We start from the raw sequence: 21,736 nt of genomic DNA, 5'->3' as shown, positions 1-21,736 counted from the left end.
CCACCCGGACGGCCGCCTCGCGCGCCGCCTCCGTATCGGCCCCACCGAGACTCTCGCGGCGGCCCCGCCACCGGTGCTCCTCCTCGGCCGCGCAGGCCCTGGCGCGCTGGATGCGCCGCAACAGCTCGTCCGAGTCCACTACTTCGGTCATGCCGTCCGCGTACCCGCTCACGGCGCTCCGATGGCCCCGCGCGCGCCCCCAAGCCGCATGTTTGCGCGCTCCCGCCGGGGCTAGCCGGACAGGGAGACCCGCGGACCAGGGAGCGAGGAGATGTGCGAGAAGCACAGGACCGATTCCGATCACCTCTTCGAGCAGTCGTCCACCGCCGGTCCCTGCGCACATCCCGGGCCGTGCGGGCCGGCCGACGCCCGCCGGGTGGTGGAACGCGTGATCAGCGAGTGCTGCCGCACCACCCGGACCCGGTGCGACGCCCACGTCCTCTCCGACGCCCAGCTCGTGGCCTCGGAGCTCACGACCAACGCCATCCTGCACGGGGGCGGCATGACCGACTTCCACGTCGACGTCGTCGGGCGCGGCGTACGGGTCTGCGTGAGCGACCGCAGCGACCGGCTCCCGGTGGCCCGGCCGCCCGTGGACCGGCAGGGCCGGCACCGCTCCGGCGGTCGCGGCTGGCCGATCGTGTGCCGGCTCGCGCGGGACGTCCAGGTGTCCGACCTGCCCTCCGGCGGCAAGTGCATCACGGCCGTGGTGCCCTTGACCTGAGCGGGCGGCACCCGATCGTTGTCCGCTGCAAAGGATTACCCAAAGCGGAGTTTGTCCCTCCCGCTCCCGGGCAGACGGAAACTCGTGCTTCGGACCGGAGGCGCGTCGGCGGGAGTGGCACGGCTGCTCCGGTAGGCCCTCCAGGTGCCACCGGACAGCGTGATCCCTTCCGCGGTCATTCCCTGAAACCACCGTTCAGGAGCGATTCCGCATGCTCATCGATATGTCGACAAGCCGTCCTGACGCCCCCGAAGACCACGCCGTTCACCAAGATCACGCCGCCGCCGCGGACCACGCCGCCCCCACCCGGAGGGCGCACGACGACGCCCCCGACACCGCCGTCCTCTTCAGGCGTCTGGCCGACGCCGAGGAGGGCCCCGAACGGGACGCCGTGCGCGACGAACTCGTCACCGCGTGGCTGCCCATGGCCCACCGCATCGCGGGCCGCTTCCGTGACCGCGGGGAGTCGATCGAGGATCTCCGGCAGGTCGCGGCGCTGGGACTGGTCAAGGCGATCGACCGGTTCGACCCGGACCGGGGGGCCTTCGAGAGCTACGCCGTGCCCACCATCACCGGTGAGGTCAAGCGGCACTTCCGGGACCGGATGTGGGCGCTGCGGGTGCCCCGCCGCGTCCAGGAACTGCGCAACAAGGTGCGGGTGGCCCGCCGCGAACTCGTGCAGCACCCCGGCAGCCCCGAGCCCTCGGTCGCCGCCATCGCGGCCCACGCGGGGCTGACCGAGGAAGAGGTCAACACGGGCATGGAGGCGCTGGAGAGCTTCAGCACGCTGTCGCTGGACGCCGAACTCTCCAGCGGCGCCGACGGCTACAGCCTCGCGGACACCCTCGGCTCGGCGGACGCCTCCTACGACGTCGTCGTCGACCGGGAGTCCGCCAAGGAAGGGCTGCGCCGGCTTCCCGAACGCGAACGCGCCATTCTCTACATGCGCTTCTTCGAGGACATGACACAAAGCCGCATCGCCGACCGGCTCGGCATCTCCCAGATGCACGTCTCCCGCCTGATCAGCCGCAGTTGCGCCCGGGTGCGCAACGAGGTGATGGCGGAGCGGTCCGGCCGCCGCGGCAACCCGACCCGACCCACGAACACCACTGGAGCGTGACCGAGTGCTGATGCCCCACCCCGAATTCCTGCGCGGCCTCCTCGACGAGTACGAGGCGGCGCTCGCCGAGGAGCGGCACGCCGCGGCGAGCGGCCGGAACACCCGGGCGCAGGACCTCGCGTACACGCTCTGCGTGTCGACGGGCACCCGCTCGGTCGGGGCCGCCCTGGAGGCCGCCCGCCGGATGCTCGCGGCAGCCGCGGCCCCCCGTACCGCCAAGACCCCACGGACGCCGCGGACTCGGACTTCGCCTGCTCGGACCGTCCGTCCTCCGGTGAACCGCGGTGCCGAGGCGGCCGGTGACGCGCCGGCGGCGCCTCGCGCGTCGCTGCCCGGCCGCGTCCCCGCCGGCGCCGTCGTCCCCGCCGCCGGGACGGAGCCCCAGCCCGCCTGAGCACCGTCCGCCGTATCCGCTGCCCGCCCGTATCCGCTGCCCGCGCGCGCCCCGAGCGCCCGCGGGCAGCGGTGTGCTCGCCGGCCCCGCGCGCGGCCGGTGTGCCGGGGGCGAGCCGGGGCATCCGCATGTCCGGAGGTGGAGATGGACACGAGTGCCATGGCCCGGCCCGGGCGGACGCGAGTGCGACGCGCGGCGAAGGGCTCGGTGACGGAGGGGGCCGCGAGGGCCGGACTGGCCGCACGCGGCGTGATCTATCTGCTGGTCGGGGTGCTGGCGCTGCGGGTCGCCTTCGGCGACGGAGGGCAGCAGGCCGACCGCGAGGGCGCGCTCGCCGCCCTCTCGCACGAACCGCTCGGCGCGGTGCTGCTGTGGGCGCTGGGCGCCGGACTGGCCGGGATGGCGCTGTGGCGGCTGTCCGAGGCGGTGTTCGGATCCGCCGGGCCCGACGGCCGCAAGCCGGGCAAGCGGCTGCTGGCCGTCGTGCGGTGCGTGTTCTACGTCGGTGTCGCCTGGTCCGTGCTGTCCTTCGCGGCGGGAAGCGGCGGGAGCCGGTCCAGCGACGAGCAGTCGAGGGACCTGACCGCCCGCGCGCTGGGCGTGCCGGCCGGTCAGTGGCTGGTCGGGGCCGCCGGTGTGGGCATCGCGGTGGCCGGTGTGTGGATCGGCGTGCAGGCCGTGCGCCGCTCCTACCACGAGAAGCTGAAGCTCGGCGCGCTCTCGCGGCGGACCCGGCGCCTGGTGGACGTCACGGGGGTCGGCGGGGGCAGCGCCCGCGGGCTGGTGTTCGCCGCCGCGGGTGTCTTCGCCGTACGGGCCGCGGTCGACGCCCGGCCCGAGAAGGCGAAGGGACTCGACGACACCCTGCGCTCGTTCGCCGGCACGCCCTTCGGACCGTGGCTGCTGGTGCTCGTCGCGGCCGGACTGGTGCTGTTCGGCCTGTTCTCCTTCGCGCTGGCCCGCTGGCGCAAGGTCTGACCGCCGCGACGATTTTCGCGCCGGCCCCGCCCGTCGCGTCTGAGGCGGTCCCCGGGGGGAACACGGAGCGGATGAACGATGACGAGCTTCCGCACGACGGCCGGGCCGTGGAGGTCTACCTCGACCTCCTGCGGGTCCGGATGCCCGAGGAGGAATACGCGCAGCTGCTCGACGTCGTCGACCCGGTCCTGCGGGCCATCGACGAGCAGGGCGTGCCCTCCGCCGACTTCCCCCTGGACGCCGCCCAGGCCGAGGGACTTCCCCAGGAGATACGGGACGAGGCCGCCCTGGTGATCGCCACCGCGGTCACCGGCAGGCTGGACAACGAACTGGTGGTGCTGGACATCGAGGAGACCGGCCCGGTCCGGGTGGTCACCGACGCGGCGACGGCGGCGGATCCCGGACGGCTGACCGAGATCGCCGACTACATCCGCGACCGGCACCGCGACACCGAGGAACTTCGGGGCATCGCCGAGGTGAGCGAGATGCCCACCGACTTCTGAGCGGCGCCGGCCGAAGCCCCGGTCCAAGCCCCCGCTTCGGAGCCTCGGCCGAGGCCGCCGTCACCGCCCGGGTTCCGGCACCGGCACCGCCAGCGGACGCGCGAGGCCCAGCACCGCCTCGTCCAGACGCTGCAGGTGCCGCAGCACCCGGTCGGTGATACGGCCGTAGCGCGGGCTGCCGGGCGCCGCGTCCTCAAGCATCGAGGCGATGCTCGGTCCCGTCTCGACGGCGTCCTCGCAGTGCTCGCCCGTGACATGTGCGCTGATCACCGAGATGTTGTGGGTGATCCGGGCGCAGGCCTGGCGCAGCCGGGGGTCCGCCGCGATCGAGGGATGGGTGGGCAGCAGCTCGGCCGTCGCCGCGAGCGAACGCGCGTGGTAGGCGCACGTCTCCAGCAGGGCCACGAGGTACTCGGCCGTGTTGCGCCGGGTCCGCATCGGGGTGATCGGGTGCGTCAGGGGCTGGGTGGCCGAGCGCAGGTCGCCCAGCGCCCGGTCCAAGTCGCGCGCCCGGTCCAGCAGGTCGTCGCCCGGACCGCCGCTCAGCTGCTCGACGGCGGCCCCGGTGACCTCGGACAGCCGCCGCAGCACGGTCACCAGCAGATCGTTCGTACGGCGGTCCGTGTGCACCGGCAGCACCAGGGCGGCGGCGATGATCCCGCAGGCCGCGCCGAGCGCGGTCTCCTCCACCCGCAGCACCAGCACCTCCCAGCTGTACCTGTGCAGCAGCGTGTAGAGCAGCCCGAGTGCGGCGGTCACGAAGAACGACATCAGCGTGTACGACAGCGGGGCGGTGTAGAACATCGCGAAGACGAAGAGCAGCACCATGCCCAGCGCCGGCCACGTGTGCGGGCCGACCAGGCCGGCCAGCACGATGCCGGCCACCACCCCGAGCACGGTGCCCAGCAGCCGGCGGTAGCCCTTGACCACGATCTCGCCCGTGGAGGCGGTGTTGATGAAGACGATCCAGCAGGTCAGCACCGCCCAGTACCAGCGCTGGCTGGAGAGGAACTCGCCGCCGACGATGGCCAGCGCCGAGCCCACCGAGACCTGCACCGCGGCCCGGGTGGTCGGCCGCCGCAGCCCGGCCGGAACCTCCTTCTCCTCCCGCTCGCCCTCCTCCGCGCCCTCGATGGCCGCGCTCTCGGCGTCCAGCTCCTCCCGGGAGCGGGTGGTGGCGGGGGAGTCGTCGGACTCGTCCTGCGGGCCGTCCAGCGCGACCCTCAGACCCATGACCGCCCGCGCCGCCTCGCCGATGCCGCGGAAGACGTCCTGCACGGGGGCGGAGGCGGACGGCAGGTTCTCCTCGTCGCGGTAGCCGAGGAGCCGGTTGCGCACGTGCGACATCGCCGTGCCGCCCTCCCCGACCGGCCGCAGCACCAGCATGCGCAGCGCCCCCAGGTCGCGGCGCAGCATGTCGGTCGCCCGGTCCCGCACCGGCAGCTCGCCGCCCGAGGGCACCGGCGCGCCCGGCAGGTGCAGGGTGAGGGTGCTCGTCCGCTCGGCGCTGCGGGCGCTCAGCAGCAACAGGCCCAGTCGCTCGGCGGCGATCTCCGCGCCCGCGATCCGCCGCTGCACCAGACGCGCCACGGACTCGTCGGCGGTGCCCTCCTCCAGCCGGCCCTGGATCATCATGGCCGTCTCGTGCAGCCGCGCCGTGCCCTCGCGCACCGTCTCCAGGGCCTTGTCGGCCTCGTCGGGACCGGCGTCCAGCAACTCCATCTGGGCCGCCACCAGTTGGGCCAGACGCACCCGGAACGCCTCCCGCAGCCGCTGGAGGATGCCCGCCGGCGTCTCGTACACGATCACGAAACGCACCAGGGCGCTGCACCCGAACGCGATCGCGAGCACGGCGTACAGCCCCGGCAGCGTCGCGGCGGTGGCGCCGACGAACAGGGACATGAAGTAGATCTGGAAGCCGATCAGTCCGAGCGCGTAGCCCCGGTCACCGAACCGGCGGCTGTAGACCGCGCAGAAGATCAGCACCACGAAGAAGACGTCCCCGGCCACCACACGCGTGTTGAGCAGCGCGGCCAGCGACACCGACACCAGCGCGACGGCCAGCCCCAGGGCGAGGGTGACGGCCTGCCGGGGGCGCTGCTTCTCGCGGATCGCGAAGGACGCCACCATCGACGCAATGGCCCCTGCCACCAGATGGGTGACGGGGGAGCCCAGCACGGCGAGCACGGCGAGGGTCAGCGCGATCGAGCCGGCCGTACGGGAACCGGCCGCGAGCCTCAGCAGCCCCGGGTCGGACGCCGCGACGCGGTCGCGCACCCTGGCCCAGAGCGACACCTCCGCTGCCCTCACGCCGCCGTACTCTCCCGTTCCACATGATCACCGGTCTTCCCAGCGCCCGGCAGCCGCCCCCGTAGGCGACGCCGCGCGGCGCGTCAGGGCTGTCCGGTCCCGGCTCCGGCGGCCCGCCGCTCCACGTGCTCCCGCACCTGCTCGGGCGTCATGTACGCGTCCGTGTACTCGAAGTCCTTCAGCTTGGCGGGCTTGCGCGCCTGGAAGCCGGTGCGCACGAAGTCGTCCCCGGCGATGGCGTTGAGCAGCCAGTTCGTGGCGACCCTGGTCCTGGCGACGTTGGTGCGCAGCGCCCCGAGGTGGTAGCCGCGGGCCACCACCTGGGCGGGCAGCCCGTGCAGCTCCACGCCGAGCGGCTTGGAGACCGCGTCCGTGCCGCCCAGGTCGACGACCAGCCCCAGGTCCCTGTGCTCGTACGGCCGCATGGGCTCGCCGCGCAGGGTGGCGATGACGTTCTCCGCCACCCGCTTGCCCTGCCGCATCGCGTGCTGGGCGGTCGGCGGGCACACCGCGCCGTCGTCCTCGGCGAGGTCCGGCACGGCGGCCGAGTCGCCGAGCGCGAACACCCCGTCGTACCCGGGCAGGCACATCTCGGGGGTCACCGCGAGCCGCCCCTTGACCGTCTCCGCGCCGAGGGTGGCCATGAGGGGGCTGGCCACCACGCCCGCCGTCCAGATCAGTGTGTGCGTGGGCACCACCCGGCCGTCGGTGAAGGTGACCTCCTCCGGGCCGGCCTTGGCGATGGACACCCCGAGCGAGATCTCGATGCCGCGCCGCGTCAGCACCTCCTGGGCGGCGCGGCCCAGCTTCTCGCCCAGCTCCGGCATGAGCTTCGGCGCGATGTCGATCAGGTGCCACTTGATCAGCGACGGGTCCAGGCGCGGGTAGCGCTTGACGGCGGCGTGCGTCAGGCGCTGCAGGCACGCGGCCGTCTCGGTGCCGGCGTATCCGCCGCCCACCACGACGAACTGCAGCCGCGCGGCCCGCTCGGCCGGGTCCTCGCTGGCGTCGGCCAGATCCAGCTGGGTGATGACGTGGTCGCGGATGTACGCGGCCTCGGCGAGCGTCTTCATGCCGAACGCGTGGTCCGTCAGACCCGGGATGTCGAACGTGCGGGTGACGCTGCCCGGGGCCATCACGATGTAGTCGTAAGACTCCTCGACGATGCGGTCGGTGACGGTGCGGACCACGCAGACCTTGGCCTTCAGGTCCACGCCGATCGCGCCGCCCGGGATGATGCGGGTGCGGTACCTCCTGCTGCGGCGCAGGGACACGGCGATCGACTGGGGCGTCAGCACCCCGGACGCCACCTGGGGCAGCAGGGGCAGATAGAGCTGGTAGGCGAACGGCGTCACCAGGGTGACGTCGGCCTCGTTCGGGGAGAGCCTGCGCTCCAGACGGCGTACGCACTCCACCCCGGCGAAGCCTGCGCCAACCACCAGGATCCTGGGTCGTGTCACGGTGTTCATCCCTTCTGCGGCTCCAGGCGGTCTGCCTCGACGTCATGCGCCTGCCCCTGGATCGCCGATTCGCACCTCACCGGTCCACGAGGCCCGCCCCGTGCCCGCCACCGGACACACGCGCCGAGCACCACGATGCCCCCACCCGGCCCCGGACGCACCAGGCGGAACGCCCGCACGGGTGCCCCGGGCCGCACGATCCATGACGGCGGCCCCGCGCGGGCGGCGGGCCCGACCGGGAACCCGGGTCCGTGCGGGCCCATGGTGCGAACGGGTGTCCGGGACGAGTGGCCGGACGCCCACGTCCCCGTCCACGCCCCATGCCGTCGATGTCGTCTATGCCCTCGGCGTGGGCGTCGCGGGCGGCCGTGCCGAGCTGTCGATGTGGCACAGCAGCAGACACACGTCGTCGTCGCGCTCGGAGTCGCTGAGCATCGGCTCCAGTACGCGGTCGGCCGCCCCCTCCAGATCGGCGTCCAGCTCGGCCGACGCGAACGTCCCGAGAGCGGCCGCGAGACGCTCGATGCCCGGGTCTATGCCCCGCGCGCGCCGTTCCACCAGCCCGTCGGTGTAGAGCGCCAGCGTCGAACCGGGGGACAGGCGGACGGTGTGGTCGTCGATCTCCTGCCGCAGCGGAATGCCGAGCATCGCCCCCGGCCTGGCGTCCAGGACGCCCACCCGCCCGTCCGGCATGCGCAGCACGGGTGGCGGATGGCCCGCGGCGGCCCAGGTGACCGTGGGGTCGTCCGGGTGGAAGCGGGCGATGACGGCGGTCGCGTACAGGTCGGGCTGGAGGTGGTGCAGGAACACGTGCAGCCGGGTCAGCAGCTGCCCGGGGCTGCCGCCGTCGACGGCGTAGGCGCGCAGCGCGGTGCGCAGCTGGCTCATCATGACCGCGGCGTGCAGCCCGTGCCCGGTGACGTCTCCGATGACGGTGATCAGGCCGCCGTCCGGCTGCCGGAACGCGTCGTACCAGTCGCCGCCGATGTTCAGCCCGCGCGTCGCCGGGAGGTACCGAGCGGCCAGGCCCAGGCCCGGTGTGGTGGGCAGGTCGGTGAGCAGCGCACGCTGCAGCGTCTCGGCGATGTCGCGGTTGTGCTCGAAGCGGCGCGCGTTGTCGATGGCGATGCTCGCCCGCCGGGTCAGCTCGATCAGCATGACCGCGTCGTCGGGGTCCCAGCGCCCGCCGGGCGGCGACAGCGTGAGCACGCCCAGCGGCGCGCGGCGGGTGGGCAGCGGAATGCACAGCAGCGGGCGCGCCGGGTCCAGCGCGGACGGCGGCCGGTCGTCCACGCCCGGCATTCCGCCCGGGTGGTCCGCCGCGTACTGCGGCCGCCCGGTGCGGGCGGCGAGGACCGCGGCCGCCGGACGCGGCGCGGACCGGCCCCGCTCGTCCTCGTGGTCGAACAGCCATACGTCGACGCTGCCCGCGTACCGGGGAACCAGCAGGCCGGACAGGCGCCGCACGATCTCCTCGTGGTTGAGCGAGGCCGTCAGCACCGCGCTGGCGTCCGCGAGGAACGTCAGCCTGCGCCGGGCGTCCTCCGCCTCCGTGCGCGCCTTGCGCTCGGCGGCGAACGCCTCCCGCTGTGCCCGCCCGGCCGCGTCCAGCTCGGCGTGCAGCGCCAGGACGCCCTGGTTGGTCTGGTGCAGTTCCTCCCGGTGGAAGGCGACCAGTTCCTCCTGCTCGGTGAGCCTGTCGAGGGCGGCCGCGGTGTCCTCGTCGGCGCCCAGCAGCGCCTCGGCGAGGGCGGCCGCGTCGCCGGGCACCTCGCCGTCCGGCGGCTCGGCGGGCTCGGGGCAGGCGACGGCCGCCCGCCAGGGCGGCTCACCGGCGGCGCTCGCGTCCCGGGCCGGTGTCACCGTGATGTCCAGCAGGTCCTCGCCGTCGCCTCGGCCGGGGGCGCGCACTTCCAGCGTCCAGGTGCCGCCCTTGGTCAGGCACTGCCGCAGACGGGCGCTCAGGGCGGTGGCCAGCCGGGTGCGCTCCAGCGTCGGCACTCCGTGCGCGGCGGCCAGGCGGGCCACGGCGATCCGGGCCCGAGCGGCGTCGGTGACGGTGCTGATCCGCCAGGTGCGCTTCATGGGCGCTCCGGCGGGTTCGGAGCGAGTACGGCCACGGCGGTGTCGTCGCGCACCGGGCGGGCGGGGCTGCTCGCGTCGCGGATGGTCACGGCGGCCACCAGCGCGGGGTCGGCGGTGAGCAGGCCCGGCTCGGTGGGCGGGGTCCAGCGGCTGGGGAGGCCGTCGCTGTGCACGATGAGCAGGCTCTCGTCCGTCCAGGGCAGCCGGGCCTCGGGCAGGGTGGCGGGCCGGTGCACGCCGACGATGCCCGGGCGGGACAGCAGCGGACGCCAGCCGTCCGGCTCGCGCAGCCGGGCCCCGATGTTGCCGATGCCGGCGAAGCGCAGCACCTGTTCGCGCAGGTCGAGCTGGGCCACGGCGACGGCCGCGCCACGGGTGCCGCGCAGCGCCGCGTCGAGCTGCCGCAGCAATTCGGCGGGGGAGAGGCGGGGCGAGCGGTGCAGTGCCTCCACCGCGGCCGCCGAGGCCCGCGACGCGTCCGGCCCGTGCCCCAGCCCGTCGGCCAGCATCAGCGTCCGCAACTCCCCGGCACCCACCCAGGCCCACGCATCACCGGAGTACTCCCCTCCACCGAACGGGACATTGAGCCCACCGACACGCACCCCGACGTGCCCATGCCCGCGCGGCCGGGAGGCCGCCGGTCCGGTCGCGCCGGGTACCCGGCCGGTCCCGCCACGGTCCGGTCCGGTCGCGCCGGCCGCCCGGCCGGTGTCGCCGCGGGCCGGGTCGGTCTCGCCGCGGCCCGGTCCGGCAGCCCGTCCGCCAACGCGGTCGGCCGCCTGCCCGCCCGCGGGGGCGGCGGCCCGTCCGGGCGCGGGTTCGGCCGGCCATCCGGGCGCCGGGTCCGGTGGGCGGACGGGCGCCGGGGCCGCGGAGCGGGTGGCCGTCGTTCCGAGGCGGGCCACGGCCACCGTGCCGCGGCCGGGGGTGCTGTGCAGATGGAAGTCGTCGGCGACCCTCCGGCAGGTGCCGAGGCCGGCGCCGAGGGAGCGGGTGGTGGAGTAGCCGTCGCGCAGGGCGGCGGCCACGTCGGCCATCCCGGGGCCGTGGTCGACGGCCGCGATCTGCACCACCGGAGCCTGCCGCGCGCCGTCCCCGGCGTCCGGCGGGGGCACGGCCTCGACGAGGAGCCGGCCGCCCTCGGCGTGCTTGAGCAGGTTGGTCGCGAGCTCCGTCGCCACCAGCGCGGCGGAGTCGGCGCGGGCCCGGTCGAGACCGGCCAGTTCCGCCGCGGCCACGGCGGCGACCCGGGCGTCACGCACCCGGGTCGAGTCGTGCACCGGTACGTCCCACACTCGCGGCATCAGACCACCTCGCGCGGGTGCGGGGGCCGGACCGCCCAGCTGGTCACCGTGACGGTGGTGCCGGCGCCGGGCGCGCTGTCGATCGCGAACTCGTGCACCAGCCGCCTGGCTCCGCCCAGCCCCATCCCCAGACCGTCCCCGGAGGTGTAGCCGTCGGTGAGCGCGCGGTCCAGGTCGGGGATGCCCGGACCGTCGTCGGCGAACGCCAGGCGCAGCCCGTTCACCCGCCCCCTGACCACGTGGGCCGCCTCCATCCGTCCGCCGCCGCCGTGCACCAGGGTGTTGCGCGCCAGCTCGCTGGCCGCGGTGACCAGCTTCGTCTGGTCGACGAGGCCGAACCCGAGCTGTGCGGCCGCCTGCCGCACGTGCTGGCGCACCCACACAAGATCCATGTCCGAACGGATCGGCAAGCAGGCCTCCACGCCCGCCGCGGTCTCCATCACGGACTCCCCGGGCGCCTGCCGCCCGGACGCGCCACCGTGTCCGCGTACCCGCCGCCGACGAGCCGCATGGCGTCCTCGGTGCTCAGCGCCGTACGCAGCCCCGGCAGGTACAGACCCAGCTCCACCATGGTGATGGCGACCGCGGGCCGCATGCCCGCGACGACCGTCTCCGCGGCCAGCAGCCGCGCCTTGGCCGCGATCTCCGCGAGCACGCGCCCGAGGAAGGAGTCGACGATCTCCACTCCGGTGAGGTCGATGACCACTCCCGCCGCACGGTTGCGGGTGATGGCCTCGCCGATGTCCTGCTGCAGCTGTTCGGCCGCGCTGTCGTGCAGGTCTCCTTGGAGGGTGACCAGCAGCACGTCGCCGAGCCGGAGCACCGGCACGTGGCCCGTGGCGGGCGGGGGGAAGCCGTGGGTCACCGCTCACCCGCACCGTGGGACGCCTCGGTGACGATGTCGGTGCCCAGCTTGCGCAGGGCGTACCCCAGCGCGTCGGCGAGGCTCGCCCGGGTGACGACCGTACCGAGGTCGAGACCCAGGTGGACGATGGTCTGCGCGATGGCCGGGCGGATCCCGGAGACCACGCACTCCGCGCCCATCAGCCGGGCCGCGGCCACCGTCTTCATGAGGTGCTGGGCGACCAGCGAGTCGACCGTCGGCACCCCGGTGATGTCGAGGATCGCGAACCGCGCCTGCTGGTCGACGACCGCCTCGAGCAGCGTCTCCATCACGATCTGGCTGCGGGCGCTGTCCAGCGTCCCGATCAGGGGTACGGCGACGATGCCGTCCCACAGTTTGATGACCGGCGTGGCCACCTCCATCAGTTGCAGCCGCTGCCGGTCGATGAGGGCCTGGCCCTCGCTGAGCGCCGTCTCCATCACCACCAGCCGCAGGGTGCCCATCAGGACGGTCAGTACGTTCGTGGCCTCGCGCACGGCCTCCGGCGCGGCGTCCGGCAGATCGGCGACGAGCAGGTCGACCGTGGGAGGGCGCAGGGCGTCCACGTCGTTGGACACCTGCGAGGGCGTCACCCCGGTCCGGGTGCGGGCGGAACCGATCCGGGCCAGCTGGTCGCGCACCACCAGGAAGCCGGGGGCCTCCGGGTCCGCCGACCGGTCCGCGCCGGCCACCTGGGCCAGCGCCTCGACCACGGCCCGGCCCGCCTCGACCGCCTCCTCCCGGGAGACGGTGAACACGGTCCGGAAAAGCGTCTCGTCGGCCCACCGCTGGGCGATCCGCTCCCGGCGGCGGAGCAGGAACTCCCCGACCTCCCGCGCCGGCGATCCACCCTGCCCAGCCGCTCCGTACTCCGGCACCTGCCGCTCAACTCCTCATCATTCCCTGCTCGACATCGCTTCCCCCCCTCGCCCCCCGGCCCGACCGGGTGTGACGCGAGACGGGGCCGTGCCTCGGCGGCACGGCCGCGCCCCGGCCCCCGGCCGCCCGGTCGTGCCGTGGCTCAGAGGCTCGGGGTGTCAGGGGGCTGGGGGCCCGCCGGCTGCCGGTCGGCCAGGGCGAGCGCCTCCTCCACGGTCTCCGAGACCGGCACGGTGATGCTGACGCCCGTCAGGTCGAGGATCCGCCGCACCGCCGGGGCGGGCGCGATGATGTGCACGCTGCCGGGCAGCTCACGCACCTCCTGGTACACGCGCAGGATGATGTTCATGCCGGAGGAGTCCATGAAGGGGACACCGGAGAGGTCCAACAGGAAGTGCCGCCGGCCGTGGTGGAGCTGGTTGGCCAGGTGGGCCTGGAGCTCGGTCGCGGTGTCGACGTCCAGATAGCCCTCGACCGTCAGCAGGGCGACGTCCTTGCGAGGCAGGGTGACCTCGACGGACAGCGGGTTCTGGGCAAGGGTCACGAGTACCTCCAACGAGTGCTTGCGGCCAGTGCCGGGCACCCGTGTCGGCGACGCGTGGTGACCCGCACTGCGCCCGCGCGCCTACCCGCGAATCATTCGCTCATGCCACACCCCGCGCCGGGACGCTCACGGCAGCGGTGTGCCGCCCGTGGCGTTGAGGATCTCGGCCGTGATGAAACTCGCCCGCTGCGAGGCGAGGAACACATACGCCGGCGCCATCTCCGCGGGCTGCGCCGGCCGCCCCAGCGGCGCCTGCTTGCCGAACTCGGCGGTGTCCGGCAGCGTCGCCGGGATCAGCGGCGTCCACACCGGCCCCGGCGCCACCGCGTTGACGCGGATCCCGTCGCCCGCGACCATCTGCGCCAGCCCCTGCGTGAACGTGACGATGGCGCCCTTGGTCATGGCGTAGTCCAGCAGGTGCGGACTCGGCTTGTACGCCTGCACGGACGTGGTGTTGATGATCGAGGCGCCCGGTCGCATGTGCGGCAGCGACATCCGGCACAGCCAGAACATGCCGTACAGGTTCGTCCGCACCACCCGGTCGAACTGCTCGGTGGAGATGGCCCCGATGCCGTCCGGCTGGGACATCTGGTACGCCGCGTTGTTCACCAGCACGTCGATGCGCCCGAACTCGCCGACCGCCCGGTCCACCAGCTCCCGGCACTGCCGCTCCTCGCGGATGTCGCAGGCCACCGGCACCGCGGTGCGTCCCGCCTCCTCCACCAGGCGTGCGGTCTCCCGCGCCTCCTTCTCCTCCTCGGGAAGGTGGGTGAAGACCACGTCGGCCCCCTCGCGGGCGAACGCGATCGCCACCGCCCGGCCGATGCCCGAGTCGCCGCCGGTCAGCAGGGTCGCGCGGCCGGTCAGCAGACCGCTGCCCCGGTACGACTCCTCGCCGTGGTCCGGCGGCGGGTCCATCGGGCCGGTCCAGCCCGGGTGCTCCTGCTCCTGCTGCGGGAACTCCGGCCGCGGATGACGGGTCGTGGGGTCCTGCGGGCGGTCGTCGGCCATGTGGGCACCTCCGTGGGGTACACCCCGGATCGGCGAGTGTGCGTCTTCGCCGCCTCCAAGTGCCCCGGCACGCACCGCGCACACCCGGCGAAACGGGTGAACCCTCACAGTCACCCGAGCCGGATGCCCACCAGACACGTGTCGTCGTCCGTGTCCGACCTGCTGTACGTCAGCAGCCGGTCCAGCTGCTGGTCCAGCGTCCTCGGCGCCGCACGGACCGTGGTCAGCAGGTGGGTGAGCGACTCCTCCACGGAACGGTCCCGGCGCTCGATCAGCCCGTCGGTGTACATCAGCAGCGTGTCCTCCGCCGCGAGCGCCACCTCGGCCTCCTCGTACACGGCCTCCGGCACCGCGCCCAGCAGCATGCCCCTGACCAGTGGCAGCGGCGCCGCCTCCGGGCCGCGCACCAGCACCGGCGGCAGATGCCCCGCGCGCGCCCAGCGCAGGGTGCGCCGCGCGGGATCGTACAGGCCGCACACGGCGGTGGCGGTGACCGCGCCGGTCAGATGGTGCGCCACGATGTTCAGCCACGACAGCAGCTGGCCCGGACCCGCGCCCGTCACGGCCAGGCCGCGCAGCGCGTTGCGCAGGACGACCATGCTGGTGGCGGCCTCGATGCCGTGACCGGCGACGTCGCCCACGCACAGCAGCACCAGACCGGACGGCAGCACCACCGAGTCGTACCAGTCGCCGCCCACCAGCTGCTCGGTCTCGGCGGGCCGGTAGCGCACCGCGATCTCCAGTCCGGGCACCTTCAGCGGCGCCTGGGTCGGAGGCATGATCGCGTGCTGGAGCTGAAGCGTCAGCCGGTTGCGCTCGGTGGCCTGCTGCTCGGTGTGCGCGAGCTGGTCGCGGGTCGCCGCGAGCGCGACCTCCGTCCAGTGCTGGGCGGAGATGTCCTGGTAGGCGCCCCGCACCAGCAGCGGACGCCCGTCGGTGTCGAGGACCGGCTCGGCCACCAGCCGGATGTGCCGGGTGACCCCGTCGGGCCGCTGGAGCCGGAAGGCCGCGGACGCCGGGCGGCGGTGGTGCAGCAGGGTACGCAGGAACCGGCCGATGGTCACCGCGTCGTCCGGGTGGGCGTGCGCGGGCAGCTCCTCCAGCGGCACCGGCGTGCTGGAGGGCGGACGGCCGTACAGGTCGAACAGCTGGTCGTTCCAGGTGATCTCGGCCGTGAGCAGGTTCTCCTCGAAGCCGCCGATCCGGCCGAGGCGCTGGGCGTGCTGGAGCAGGCTCGCCAGCCGGGCCGTCTCGTCCTCGATGCGCCAGATCAGCAGCACGCTGTTGCCGTGCCGGCTGATGCTGATGTCCGCGACCGCCGACAGCGACACCTGGTCCACGAGCGCCGTCAGGTGCATGCGGTGCGTCCGGAACGGCTCACCCGTCGCGTAGACCCGCTCCACGCGCTGGAACAGCTCGCTCTTCCCGGCGGCCATGGGGAAGGCCTCGAGCAGCAGCGCCCCGTTGACCACCGCGCGGGGCCGGCCCCCGGGGTCCAGGAAGCGGTTGTTGACGTGCTGGATGCGGAAGTCCACCAGCTGTCCCGAGCCGTCGACGTACGGCACCAGCACGAGCGCCGGGTCGTGCAGGCCGTCGGCGAGGTCCATCAGCTCGGCCGCGTCCGGCAGGACCCGCGGCTCCTGACCCGGGTCCTGGCGCGGCGTGTACGTCTCCAGCGTGTGCGCGCACAGCTCGGCCAGCGCCTCCACCTGCCGCACCACCTGCGGCGGCTGCGGCTCCAGCCGCCGGGACCAGGCGATCTCCAGCACGCCGTGGATGCGCCCCCCGGTGCCGGCGGGCACCGCCACGCGCCCGCCCTCCGGGTGTAGGTGCCTGCCGACGGTGGGCAGACCGGTGTCGGCGAGCGAGGCGAACCATTGCCCGGTCCGCTCGGTCAGCCCCCGCCGCGCCACCGTGGCCACCTCCGGCGGCACATAACGCCAGCGGGCGGCCTCGGCCGGGGAGAAGCCGGCGCTGCCCGCCAGGGTGAGCGAACCGTCGGCGCCCGCGGCCCAGACCGCCACGGCGACCGCGCCCAGCGGACGCAGCGCGTGCTCCAGCAGGGAGTCGGCGACGGCCTGGGTGTCGTCGGCGGCGAGCGCCCCGCTCTCCGCCGCGCGCAGCCGCACCGCGGCCGACTCGCGCTCCGGGGCGCCCGCGGCGGCGAGGAAGGCGTCCGTGACCTCCGAGACGCGGTCCCGGGCGGCCTGGTTGATGACCTCCACCGCGAACTCCAGCGGGGTCACGTTGGCCTGCTCGGCCAGTTCCGCGAGCTGCCGGGCGGCCTGCGCCGGGCCGCAGCCCAGCCGCTCCACCAGGATGCCCTTGGCCAGCTCGATCAGGGCCCGGCCCTCGGCCTCGGCCTGCGCCGTGCGCACCTCGCGGCGCAGCCGCTCCACGGTGGCGGCCAGCCGGCCCACCGGAGAGGTGGGGGAGACGCCGGCCGCCTCCTGGTGCGCCGGGTCCCCGGCGGCCGGGGCCGCGGCGTACGAGGACGGCTCCGGGCGCAGTCCGGCGGCGGCCGGCTCGCGTGACTCCTCCGATGTGCTCACGATGCGCATGCTCCTCGGCTGGACGACGCTTGCGGGCTCACGCGGACAGCCAGCGCCGGACGCAGGCGATGAGGTCGTGGGTGTCGACGGGCTTGGTGACGTAGTCGCTCGCGCCGGACGCCAGTGACTTCTCCCGGTCCCCGGGCATCGCCTTGGCGGTGACGGCGATGATCGGCAGGTCGGCGTACCGCGGCAGCTTGCGGATCTCGGCCGTCGCCGTGTAGCCGTCCATCTCCGGCATCATCACGTCCATCAGCACCAGCGCGATGTCCGGGTGCTCGAGGAGCGTCTCGATGCCCTTGCGCCCGTTCTCCGCGTGCAGCACCCGGAAGCCGTACAGCTCCAGGATCCCGCTGAGCGCGAAGAGGTTGCGGGCGTCGTCGTCGACGACCAGGACCGTGCGGCCCTGGAAGGAGTCGTCGACCGGCGCGAGTTCCTGCGGTTCCTCGCCGCGCACCAGGGACAGCACGTCCCCGGGCTCCTCCGCGGACAGGTGCAGCGCGATGCGCTCGCGCAGCTCGTCCAGGCTGGAGAGGAACTCCATCGCCGCGTCGTCGTGGTGCGAGCGCAGCGCCTCGGCCCGGGCCACGTCCGGGCGGTGGCCGCTGTGGATGAGCACCGGCACGCCCGCGAGCGCCGAGTCGCCCGCCAGCGCCCGCAGGAAGCGGGAGGCCTCGCCCTCGGGCATGTCCAGGTCCAGGACCACGCAGTGGCACGGCTCGGCCGCCAGCGCGCCCGCCGCCTCCTGCGCCCCCACGGCGGTGATGACGTCCACCGCGGGCAGGGCGCCGTCGTCCGGGCCGTGCCGGGACACGTCGGCGACCACGCTCTCGGCGACCAGGGTCAGCAGCCCGCGCGAGCGCTCCTCCACCACCAGCAGCCGGCGCGGCCGCTGCCGGGCCGCGCCGCCCTGCGGGACGGCGGCGGCCTGGTCCCCGGCGGCGGCGACCAGTTCGGCGGGCATCCGCTCCGGGGTGCGGCCGCTGCCGAGCAGCTGCTCGAAGTCCGGGCGGGTCACGGGCAGGTACAGCGTGAAGGTGCTGCCCCGGCCGGGGGCGCTGTCCACCGCCACGGCACCGCCGAGCAGATGGGCGATCTCACGCGTGATGGACAGGCCGAGGCCCGTACCGCCGTACTTGCGGCTGGTGGTGCCGTCCGCCTGCTGGAAGGCACCGAAGATCGACTCCAGGTGCCGCTCCGGGATGCCGATGCCGGTGTCCTTCACCCGGAACGCGACGACGGCGCCGCCCCGGACGACCCCCGGGGGCACCTCCTCGTCGGATGCCGGCTCGATGCACAGCTCCACACCGCCCTGCTCGGTGAACTTCACCGCGTTGGACAGCAGGTTGCGCAGGATCTGGCGCAGCCGCGAGTCGTCGGTGAGCAGGTCGGCGGGCGCGCCGGCGGCGGTGGTGACCCCGAACTCCAGGCCCTTCTGGCTGGTCATCGGCCGGAAGGTGGCCTCGACGTACTCGATGAGCTGGCGCAGCGGCACCCGCTCCGGGGCCACGTCCATCTTGCCCGCCTCGACCTTCGACAGGTCGAGGATGTCGTTGATCAGCTGCAGCAGGTCGGAGCCCGCGGAATGGATGATCCCGGCGTACTCGACCTGCTTCGGGGTGAGGTTGCGCGAGGGGTTCTGCGCGAGCAACTGGGCCAGGATCAGCAGGCTGTTGAGCGGGGTGCGCAGCTCGTGGCTCATGTTCGCCAGGAACTCCGACTTGTACTTCGAGGCCAGCGACAACTGCTGGGCGCGGGCCTCCAGTTCCTGCCTGGCCTGCTCGATCTGGAGGTTCTTCGCCTCGATGTCGCGGTTCTGCGTCGCCAGCAGCGAGGCCTTGTCCTCCAGTTCGGCGTTGGAGCGCTGGAGCTCCTCCTGCTGTGACTGCAACTCGGCGGAGCGGACCTGGAGTTCGGCGGTCAGCCGCTGCGACTCGTCCAGCAGCTCGTCGGTACGGGCGTTGGCCACGATGGTGTTGACGTTGACCCCGAGGGCTTCGCGCAGCTGCTCCAGGAAGTCGCGGTGGATCGGCCGGAACGAGGTGACCGAGGCCAGCTCGATCACGCCGAGGACCTGGTCCTCGAACAGGATCGGCAGCAGGACCAGCGCGGTCGGCACGGCCCGGCCGAGCCCTGAGGAGATGGTGACGTAGCCCTCGGGCAGCTCGTCGACGGTGATGGTACGGCGGCTGCGCGCGGCCTGGCCGACCAGCGAGCGCCCGAAGGAGAAGCGGGTGGGCCGCTCGTCGTCGTCGGGCCGGCCGTAGGAGCCGACCAGCCGCAGCTCGGGCCCGCGCTCGCCGTCCTCGGCGAGGTAGAACGCGCCGTACTGCGCCGACACCAGCGGCGTCAGCTCCTCCATGATCAGCTCGGCGACGACCGGCAGATCGCGGTGGCCCTGCATCAGGCTGGAGATCCGCGCGAGGTTGGTCTTGAGCCAGTCCTGCTCCTGGTTGGCCCGGGTGGTCTCGCGCAGGGACTCCACCATGGAGTTGATGTTGTCCTTGAGCTCGGCGACCTCGCCGGACGCCTCGACGGTGATCGAGCGGGTCAGGTCGCCCTCGGCCACGGCGCTGGCCACCGCGCCGATCGCGCGGACCTGGCGGGTCAGGTTCCCGGCCAGCTCGTTGACGTTCTCCGTCAGCCGCTTCCAGGTGCCCGAGACGCCCTCCACCTCGGCCTGTCCGCCGAGGCGTCCTTCGGTGCCGACCTCGCGGGCGACGCGGGTGACCTCGTCGGCGAAGGCGGAGAGCTGGTCGACCATCGTGTTGATGGTCGTCTTCAGCTCCAGGATCTCGCCGCGCGCGTCCACGTCGATCTTCTTCGACAGGTCGCCCCGGGCCACCGCGGTCGTCACCAGCGCGATGTTGCGCACCTGGCCGGTGAGGTTGTTCGCCATCGAGTTGACGTTGTCGGTGAGGTCCTTCCACGTGCCCGCCACGTTCGGCACTTGCGCCTGTCCGCCGAGGCGTCCCTCGGTGCCGACCTCGCGGGCGACGCGGGTGACCTCGTCGGCGAACGCGGACAGCGTGTCCACCATGGTGTTGATCACGTCCGCGAGGGCGGCGACCTCTCCCTTGGCCTCCACCGTGATCTTGCGGGACAGGTCGCCGCGCGCCACAGCGGTGGCGACCTGGGCGATGGAGCGGACCTGACCGGTCAGGTTCGACGCCATCACGTTGACGTTGTCGGTGAGGTCCTTCCAGGTGCCCGAGACGCCCTTGACGTCGGCCTGTCCGCCGAGGCGTCCTTCGGTGCCGACCTCGCGGGCGACGCGGGTGACCTCGTCGGCGAAGGCGGAGAGCTGGTCGACCATCGTGTTCATGGTGTTCTTCAGCTCGAGGATCTCGCCGCGCGCGTCGACGGTGATCTTCTGCGAGAGGTCGCCCTTGGCCACCGCGGTCGCCACCTGGGCGACGTTGCGGACCTGGTTGGTCAGGTTGCCCGCCATGGAGTTCACCGAGTCGGTGAGGTCCCGCCAGGTGCCCTTGACCCCCTTGACGTCGGCCTGTCCGCCGAGGCGTCCTTCGGTGCCGACCTCGCGGGCGACGCGGGTGACCTCGTCGGCGAAGGCGGAGAGCTGGTCGACCATCGTGTTGATGGTGTTCTTCAGTTCAAGGATCTCGCCGCGGGCGTCGACGGTGATCTTCTGGGAGAGGTCGCCCTTGGCGACCGCCGTGGTCACCTGGGCGACGTTGCGGACCTGGTTGGTCAGGTTGCCCGCCATGAAGTTCACCGAGTCGGTCAGGTCCCGCCACACGCCCGCCACGCCGGGCACCTTGGCCTGTCCGCCGAGGCGTCCTTCGGTGCCGACCTCGCGGGCGACGCGGGTGACCTCGTCGGCGAAGGCGGAGAGCTGGTCGACCATCGTGTTGACGGTCTCCTTCAGCTGAAGGATCTCGCCGCGCGCCGGCACATCGATCTTCTGGGAGAGGTCGCCCTTGGCCACCGCGGTCGCCACCTGGGCGATGTCCCGCACCTGAGTGGTCAGGTTGCCCGCCATGGCGTTGACCGAGTCGGTGAGGTCGGCCCAGGTCCCGGAAACCCCCGGCACCTCGGCCTGCCCGCCGAGCGTGCCCTCGGTGCCGACCTCCCGGGACACCCGCGTGACCTCGGAGGTGAACACGGACAGCTGGTCGACCATGCCGTTGAACACGGTCGCGATGTCGCCCATGAGCCCGTCGGCGTCCTCGGGCAGCCGTGTGCCGAAGTCGCCGTCCCGCACGGCCGTGAGACCGGCCAGCAGCCGGCGCAGCTCCCGGTCGCCCGGCACGGGCGGCACGGTCCCGGCGCCCTCGGTCCTGTCGCTGGTCATGCGCACCCTCGTCCCGCTCCCCAGGAGCCCTCGGCGGTGAGGGCTCGTGAACCTCGGCCGGGCCGTGGGCCCGTGCGTTGCCCCGCGCGTTTTCGCATGTCATGCCTTGCGCGCGAGGAGAAAATACGTCGCAGGCTAACCCACTCGGGCCACCCCGAACAAAACATCGCGGCAATGGATCCCCCGCGGAAAACCGATCCGGTCGAAGAGCGCATGACTTGCGGGAAGCGGGGTACCCGGACGGATTCACGACCCGAGCCACACCCCGGAAACAGCCGTATGACCACTGTGCAGCCCACGCCCCTCGGCCTCACCCTGGAGACCCGCGACCACGTCGCCGTGGTGCGCGTCAGGGGCGACCTCGACTACGCGGGCCACGACGAGTTCCTCCACACCGTGACCACGCTGCTGGCCCGCCGTCACGCCGCGCGGCACCCGGTCCGCGAGCTGCGCCTGGACTTCTCGGCGCTGGACGGCGTCGACTCCTCGGGCCTGTCCGCGCTGCTGCGCATCCGCCGCCGTACGGACGAGGCGTGCATCGCGCTGCACCTGGACGAGCGCCCCCCGGCCCTGGAGCGCCTGCTGGAGATGACCGGCACGCTGGAACTGCTCACCGCCCCGCCCGTGCCGCCCGCCGCCGGGCGGCGCCCAGTCGGCTCCTGAGCGCGGCCCAC

Annotated in this window: 17 protein-coding genes and 1 pseudogene; 6 read left to right on the top strand and 12 right to left on the bottom strand. The window is 73.6% G+C overall.

What is annotated here, in order from left to right; genetic code table 11:
• A pseudogene (locus IE249_RS36395) lies at window positions 1-151 on the bottom strand (3-deoxy-D-manno-octulosonic acid transferase); the annotation flags it as partial.
• Between the two features lie 120 nt (window positions 152-271).
• Between IE249_RS36395 and IE249_RS06135 the strand changes: the two are divergent.
• The 5 genes from IE249_RS06135 (at window position 272) to IE249_RS06115 (ending at window position 3,719) form a co-directional block, all read left to right on the top strand.
• Window positions 272-724, top strand: coding sequence for an ATP-binding protein (locus tag IE249_RS06135; RefSeq protein WP_189703746.1), 453 nt, complete (start codon window positions 272-274; stop codon window positions 722-724).
• A 211-nt stretch (window positions 725-935) separates the two neighbouring features.
• Window positions 936-1,844: a SigB/SigF/SigG family RNA polymerase sigma factor gene (locus IE249_RS06130; RefSeq protein ID WP_189703745.1), complete on the top strand. Its 909-nt coding sequence runs from the start codon at window positions 936-938 to the stop codon at window positions 1,842-1,844.
• 10 nt (window positions 1,845-1,854) lie between these two features.
• The gene (locus tag IE249_RS06125) at window positions 1,855-2,238 is read left to right on the top strand and encodes a DUF5133 domain-containing protein (protein WP_229857677.1); all 384 of its coding nucleotides are present in this window, start codon (window positions 1,855-1,857) and stop codon (window positions 2,236-2,238) included.
• A gap of 144 nt (window positions 2,239-2,382) precedes the next feature.
• On the top strand, window positions 2,383-3,216 hold the full coding sequence (locus IE249_RS06120) for a DUF1206 domain-containing protein (RefSeq protein WP_189703743.1): 834 nt from the start codon (window positions 2,383-2,385) through the stop codon (window positions 3,214-3,216).
• Window positions 3,217-3,287: 71 nt separating this feature from the next.
• Window positions 3,288-3,719, top strand: coding sequence for a hypothetical protein (locus tag IE249_RS06115; protein ID WP_189703742.1), 432 nt, complete (start codon window positions 3,288-3,290; stop codon window positions 3,717-3,719).
• A gap of 60 nt (window positions 3,720-3,779) precedes the next feature.
• On the opposite strand, the gene IE249_RS06110 is transcribed toward IE249_RS06115, so the two are convergent.
• The 11 genes from IE249_RS06110 to IE249_RS06060 form a co-directional block, all read right to left on the bottom strand.
• Entirely contained in the window at window positions 3,780-6,029 is a 2,250-nt protein-coding gene (locus IE249_RS06110; protein ID WP_189703741.1) for an FUSC family protein, read from the bottom strand.
• Window positions 6,030-6,112: 83 nt separating this feature from the next.
• Window positions 6,113-7,498: an NAD(P)/FAD-dependent oxidoreductase gene (locus tag IE249_RS06105; RefSeq protein ID WP_189703740.1), complete on the bottom strand. Its 1,386-nt coding sequence runs from the start codon at window positions 7,496-7,498 to the stop codon at window positions 6,113-6,115.
• Between the two features lie 327 nt (window positions 7,499-7,825).
• Entirely contained in the window at window positions 7,826-9,574 is a 1,749-nt protein-coding gene (locus IE249_RS06100; protein ID WP_189703739.1) for a PP2C family protein-serine/threonine phosphatase, read from the bottom strand.
• Window positions 9,571-10,878, bottom strand: coding sequence for an ATP-binding SpoIIE family protein phosphatase (locus tag IE249_RS06095; protein ID WP_189703738.1), 1,308 nt, complete (start codon window positions 10,876-10,878; stop codon window positions 9,571-9,573). Before IE249_RS06095 ends, IE249_RS06100 begins: the two co-directional genes overlap by 4 nt.
• Window positions 10,878-11,318, bottom strand: coding sequence for an anti-sigma regulatory factor (locus IE249_RS06090; protein ID WP_189703737.1), 441 nt, complete (start codon window positions 11,316-11,318; stop codon window positions 10,878-10,880). Before IE249_RS06090 ends, IE249_RS06095 begins: the two co-directional genes overlap by 1 nt.
• Window positions 11,318-11,743: an STAS domain-containing protein gene (locus tag IE249_RS06085; protein WP_189703736.1), complete on the bottom strand. Its 426-nt coding sequence runs from the start codon at window positions 11,741-11,743 to the stop codon at window positions 11,318-11,320. The genes IE249_RS06090 and IE249_RS06085 overlap by 1 nt, the downstream gene beginning before the upstream one ends.
• Window positions 11,740-12,639, bottom strand: coding sequence for an STAS domain-containing protein (locus tag IE249_RS06080; RefSeq protein WP_189703735.1), 900 nt, complete (start codon window positions 12,637-12,639; stop codon window positions 11,740-11,742). The genes IE249_RS06085 and IE249_RS06080 overlap by 4 nt, the downstream gene beginning before the upstream one ends.
• A gap of 143 nt (window positions 12,640-12,782) precedes the next feature.
• Entirely contained in the window at window positions 12,783-13,184 is a 402-nt protein-coding gene (locus IE249_RS06075) for an STAS domain-containing protein (RefSeq protein ID WP_189703734.1), read from the bottom strand.
• Window positions 13,185-13,310: 126 nt separating this feature from the next.
• Window positions 13,311-14,195 carry an SDR family oxidoreductase gene (locus tag IE249_RS06070; protein WP_189703733.1) on the bottom strand — a complete coding sequence of 295 codons (885 nt, stop codon included), beginning with the start codon at window positions 14,193-14,195 and terminating at the stop codon, window positions 13,311-13,313.
• Between the two features lie 110 nt (window positions 14,196-14,305).
• Window positions 14,306-16,747 (bottom strand): SpoIIE family protein phosphatase, encoded by a 2,442-nt coding sequence (locus IE249_RS06065; protein WP_189703732.1) that lies wholly within the window; start codon window positions 16,745-16,747, stop codon window positions 14,306-14,308.
• 37 nt (window positions 16,748-16,784) lie between these two features.
• Window positions 16,785-21,062: a HAMP domain-containing protein gene (locus IE249_RS06060; protein WP_189703731.1), complete on the bottom strand. Its 4,278-nt coding sequence runs from the start codon at window positions 21,060-21,062 to the stop codon at window positions 16,785-16,787.
• Window positions 21,063-21,341: 279 nt separating this feature from the next.
• Here IE249_RS06060 and IE249_RS06055 point away from each other — a divergent pair, with 279 nt between their 5' ends.
• Window positions 21,342-21,725 carry an STAS domain-containing protein gene (locus IE249_RS06055; RefSeq protein WP_189703730.1) on the top strand — a complete coding sequence of 128 codons (384 nt, stop codon included), beginning with the start codon at window positions 21,342-21,344 and terminating at the stop codon, window positions 21,723-21,725.
• Window positions 21,726-21,736: the final 11 nt, after the last annotated feature.

The organism is Streptomyces anandii JCM 4720 (assembly GCF_014650655.1).
GTDB lineage: Bacteria > Actinomycetota > Actinomycetes > Streptomycetales > Streptomycetaceae > Streptomyces > Streptomyces anandii.
Note: the sequence above shows the minus strand (reverse complement) of the source record. Positions and strands in the feature narration are given on the sequence as shown.

Bases quoted from the DNA above. Each gene is read 5' to 3' on its own strand.
- IE249_RS06055 (WP_189703730.1), top strand. From the start codon at position 21,342: ATGACCACTGTGCAGCCCACGCCCCTCGGCCTCACCCTGGAGACCCGC.
- IE249_RS06060 (WP_189703731.1), bottom strand. From the start codon at position 21,062: ATGACCAGCGACAGGACCGAGGGCGCCGGGACCGTGCCGCCCGTGCCG.
- IE249_RS06095 (WP_189703738.1), bottom strand. From the start codon at position 10,878: ATGCCGCGAGTGTGGGACGTACCGGTGCACGACTCGACCCGGGTGCGT.
- IE249_RS06100 (WP_189703739.1), bottom strand. From the start codon at position 9,574: ATGAAGCGCACCTGGCGGATCAGCACCGTCACCGACGCCGCTCGGGCC.
- IE249_RS06135 (WP_189703746.1), top strand. From the start codon at position 272: ATGTGCGAGAAGCACAGGACCGATTCCGATCACCTCTTCGAGCAGTCG.
- IE249_RS06090 (WP_189703737.1), bottom strand. From the start codon at position 11,318: ATGGAGACCGCGGCGGGCGTGGAGGCCTGCTTGCCGATCCGTTCGGAC.
- IE249_RS06130 (WP_189703745.1), top strand. From the start codon at position 936: ATGCTCATCGATATGTCGACAAGCCGTCCTGACGCCCCCGAAGACCAC.
- IE249_RS06115 (WP_189703742.1), top strand. From the start codon at position 3,288: ATGAACGATGACGAGCTTCCGCACGACGGCCGGGCCGTGGAGGTCTAC.
- IE249_RS06120 (WP_189703743.1), top strand. From the start codon at position 2,383: ATGGACACGAGTGCCATGGCCCGGCCCGGGCGGACGCGAGTGCGACGC.
- IE249_RS06105 (WP_189703740.1), bottom strand. From the start codon at position 7,498: ATGAACACCGTGACACGACCCAGGATCCTGGTGGTTGGCGCAGGCTTC.
- IE249_RS06125 (WP_229857677.1), top strand. From the start codon at position 1,855: ATGCCCCACCCCGAATTCCTGCGCGGCCTCCTCGACGAGTACGAGGCG.
- IE249_RS06070 (WP_189703733.1), bottom strand. From the start codon at position 14,195: ATGGCCGACGACCGCCCGCAGGACCCCACGACCCGTCATCCGCGGCCG.